This window comes from Anaerovibrio sp. (assembly GCF_024697385.1).
Classification (GTDB): domain Bacteria; phylum Bacillota; class Negativicutes; order Selenomonadales; family Selenomonadaceae; genus Anaerovibrio.
The window spans coordinates 1-3675 of the sequence record NZ_JAILFV010000206.1 but is presented as its reverse complement, the minus strand read 5'-3'; the positions used below and the strand labels follow the sequence as shown (position 1 = coordinate 3675).

At 36.6% G+C, this 3675-nt stretch carries 5 protein-coding genes; 1 reads left to right on the top strand and 4 read right to left on the bottom strand.

Annotated features, from left to right (window positions below; translation table 11 throughout):
• Nucleotides 1-341 precede the first annotated feature (341 nt).
• From K6C05_RS10920 to K6C05_RS10905, 4 genes are all read right to left on the bottom strand, one after another.
• Nucleotides 342-731 (bottom strand): hypothetical protein, encoded by a 390-nt coding sequence (locus tag K6C05_RS10920; RefSeq protein ID WP_296734696.1) that lies wholly within the window; start codon nt 729-731, stop codon nt 342-344.
• A 12-nt stretch (nt 732-743) separates the two neighbouring features.
• The gene (locus tag K6C05_RS10915) at nt 744-983 is read right to left on the bottom strand and encodes a hypothetical protein (protein WP_296734693.1); all 240 of its coding nucleotides are present in this window, start codon (nt 981-983) and stop codon (nt 744-746) included.
• Between the two features lie 68 nt (nt 984-1051).
• Nucleotides 1052-1369 (bottom strand): KilA-N domain-containing protein, encoded by a 318-nt coding sequence (locus K6C05_RS10910; protein ID WP_363317203.1) that lies wholly within the window; start codon nt 1367-1369, stop codon nt 1052-1054.
• Between the two features lie 53 nt (nt 1370-1422).
• On the bottom strand, nt 1423-1872 hold the full coding sequence (locus K6C05_RS10905) for a DUF4357 domain-containing protein (protein ID WP_296734691.1): 450 nt from the start codon (nt 1870-1872) through the stop codon (nt 1423-1425).
• Here K6C05_RS10905 and K6C05_RS10900 point away from each other — a divergent pair.
• A complete protein-coding gene (locus tag K6C05_RS10900) occupies nt 1753-3291 on the top strand; it encodes a recombinase family protein (RefSeq protein ID WP_296734699.1) in 1539 nt (512 codons plus the stop codon). The genes K6C05_RS10905 and K6C05_RS10900 overlap by 120 nt on opposite strands.
• The last annotated feature ends 384 nt before the right edge of the window (nt 3292-3675 follow it).

The window sequence follows — 3675 nt, the reverse complement described above, 5'->3', positions numbered from 1 at the left end:
TAATGCAAAAAATCAGCAGAGCAACATACCCAACTATCGTTTTGAGTATGCTGCTCTGCTGAAAATCACTAAAATGCTGTCTTTCTGGCACAGCATAATCTATTATTTTTATATGTCTCAAATATGCCATGAAGCCTTATAGAACAAAGGGTTATGGCACTTTTATTTTTTGTTAATTAGTGCTACCGACTCAACGTGGCCCGGTACGTTGATTTTAATGCTTTATACTGTAACGTAAGTTAGGTACGCGTAAACATGTCTACTCCCAGTACGTTGATTTTGATACTTGATGAATGTACCGTAAGTATGGTACGCGTAAACAGTTCTACTCACTAAATATCTTATTTATCGTTACTTAATTCTGGTAAATCCGAAAGTTTGATTCTATTATATGCTCCATTTTTACTATCTTCTGGATGAGGCTCCAGCCCAACAATAGTAATAGACTGATTATCCGGTCCATAAACCCAAAACATACGCATTGCACCACTTGTCTTGTTTTCCAAATATGATTGCCATACCCGCATTCCATATCTTTCTGACAATTGATTTATATCATGTGACTGCAAGCTGGGATGCCTCGGATTTTCTGACAATAGCTTTAATGCCTTTCCCCATTTTTTGTATAATACTGCATCCTTCTTACTGATTGTTCCAGACTTATATTCCTTCTGTAACTTATTCCAAAGGTTTTCCATCTCAGGAATCCCCATTCTAATCAAAAATGCCATAAACTCGCTCCATTAAAAGTCAGAAAGATCTATTGGTTCAGAAACCACACCAGACTTAAAATTAACAATTGCCCTATCCATATCTTTTAATGTGCGTGCAGAAATATCCTTAGGAATGGACAGTTCTCTAGGTTCCAGGATAATACAGCCATTTTCAAATTCCCTTACATTATAGTAGTGATATTTTGCTCCTCTTAAGGTCACTCTTTTTTTACTGTCGATATGAACATCGTAATCTCTTAATGCCTCCATAATAATGCCTCCTCCCCTTTGTGGGATTTCCCACTTTATTATTATAGTATAAGCAATATCACCAAATGTCAATCATTTTCATATTCAAATAACATATTTACCGATATGCTTTGGAGGCATCTGTTTCTTTTCAGGATACATATTGCATTTGTTTTCGCAACAAACTCCTTAACGCTTATTTTGAAGCTATTAAGACCAGACTGATTTCTAATTGTGGCGAATTCGCCATAATTAAAATTAGGATTATATACCTTCTCCCATATACCAATATACTCAAGGGTATTTCTGTTTCTAAGCCAATCTGTGATAAAGAAGTCTCCATCTTTGGCTTTAAGCATATCAGTAAGACAGATATAATTATCTTCATTTATCTTAACAACATTGATTTCTGTATCTTTTACAACTATTTTACTCTATTTCACACCTTCTCTATGTTTTTCTACATAATCAATGATTCACCGATTGTCTTACCATCTTCGCTTTTCCAATATATTTTACCATTGACATGAGCCCCCGCAATAAAAGCTGCCGCCCCAGAAGGTGATTTAAATAACACATCTTCTTGAAACTTCCCATCGACAATTTTTTCTGAATACCAGGCTCTATTATTACTTACTGAAAAAGGACATGTAGCGGTGATATCATTACTTATACTGCTTCCCTTCAAAACAACAATTCCATCATTTGTCCATGCCGCTGTTGCAATTGCGCCATTATAGCTCATGTTGAAAAAATGATCAAATATACTATCAGCCGTAGCTTGATGATTATCTTCAACAGCTCCCGCAGAAATTTTATATTTTATGTTGTCTGGCACAAGTGGCACCAAAAACTTATAGCCAATTGCATTGATAACCAACTTCGAAAAATAGATAAACTCATAGAACATTACAGCGAACTAATCAACACACATCCGGAATGGGTTCTTGCTGGGATATTTGCAGACGATGGAATATCTGGGACTAATACCAAAAACAGAACCGAATTTAACAAAATGATAAAATGCTGTGAAAACGGCGAAATAAATATGGTTATAACAAAATCTATAAGCCGATTTGCCAGAAATACATTGGACTGTCTAAAATATATTCGAAAGCTCAAAGACCTCAATATCCCTGTATTTTTTGAAAAGGAAAACATCAATACAATGGATGCTAAAGGCGAAGTCATGATAACTATTATGGCTTCCCTGGCCCAACAGGAAAGCCAATCCTTGAGCCAAAATGTAAAACTTGGCCTCCAGTATAGATACCAGCAAGGCCACGTCCAGGTAAACCACAATTGGTTTTTAGGATATACCAAAGATAACGACGGCAACCTTATTATTGATCCTACGCAGGCTGAGGTTGTAAAACGCATTTATAGAGAATATCTTTTAGGCTACAGCATGGATAAGATTGCAGCTGGTCTTGAAAAGGATGGTATATTAACCGGCGCCGGACGAAAAAAATGGTGGCCTAGCACTATTAAGAAAATCCTAACCAATGAAAAATATATGGGTGATGCTCTACTTCAAAAGACGTATACCACAGATTTCCTTAACAAAACCAGAGTTAAGAATAATGGTATTGTTCCTCAATACTACGTAAAAGATAACCATCCAGCGATTATTCCCAAAAAAATCTTCATGGAGGTCCAAAGTGAATTCGTTAAAAGGTCGACGAAAAAAGCAATAGGCCCGAATGGTAAAAAGCACAGCTTCAGCAGCAACAACGCATTCAGCAATATCATTTTTTGTGGGAATTGCAATGAGGTATTTTGCCGGGTACATTGGTATAGAAATAACAAATCCTTTATAAAATGGCGTTGCGGAAGTAAGCTAGATAAGAATGGTATTGACTGCGACTCAAAGTCAATTGATGAAAAAGACCTAAAGGAAATGGTCATGCGTGCCATAAACGCCATGCTAGCCGCAAAGAATGACTATCTTGATGTACTGCAGGATAATATCAAAAAAATTATCAACCACTCTTCTTCCCCAGATATTGTCGCCATGGAAAATAAACTTATAGCCCTGCAGGAAGAGCTTCTCCAAAAGGTTAATGACAGAAAGCAATATGATGACATAGCCAATGAAATATTAAAGCTCCGAGAAATAAAGGATAAAGCCGAGAATGAGTTATTTCAAAGGACCACCAACATTAACCGCATTGAGGAAGTATGCAATTTCATAAAAACGCAGCAGCAGGAACTGACAAAATATGATGACACATTAATGAGAAGACTACTGGATAGCATAATCGTTTATAACGACCACATCACCGTCAAGCTCAAATCTGGCATTGTTTTAAATGTCAGTAAGCAATAGGCCAGCCACTCAGAAAATTCTGAGTGACCGGCCTATTCTATTACTAAAAAGCATCCTTCCTGTACCAATCTCCAGCGTTAGCTTTTAAGTCTAAGTTTTATGGGAAGTTAAACAAGCTGCTGTCTGAATTAATCTCTCCCAATAAATAAAAAAAGGAGCCGCAATGAGTAGTATACGGCTCCCCATACACTTAAGGTGACTGCGAGATTGCGTAAGAAACAGCCACCCTACAGGCCATTATTATTGTGGAAGGATGATGGCCTATATTTTATGAGGCAATGCCTCCATAAGTGGTAAATTTATCATAGATTATTATGAAATGAATTTCAAAACCAAAAGGATTTCATCCACGAATAAATACCTTTGGGTTTATATGTAACATAA

What these genes read in the sequence shown, in the direction of transcription:
- K6C05_RS10915 (WP_296734693.1), bottom strand. Translation starts at nt 983, where the DNA reads ATGGAGGCATTAAGAGATTACGATGTTCATATCGACAGTAAAAAAAGA.
- K6C05_RS10920 (WP_296734696.1), bottom strand. Translation starts at nt 731, where the DNA reads ATGGCATTTTTGATTAGAATGGGGATTCCTGAGATGGAAAACCTTTGG.
- K6C05_RS10905 (WP_296734691.1), bottom strand. Translation starts at nt 1,872, where the DNA reads ATGTTCTATGAGTTTATCTATTTTTCGAAGTTGGTTATCAATGCAATT.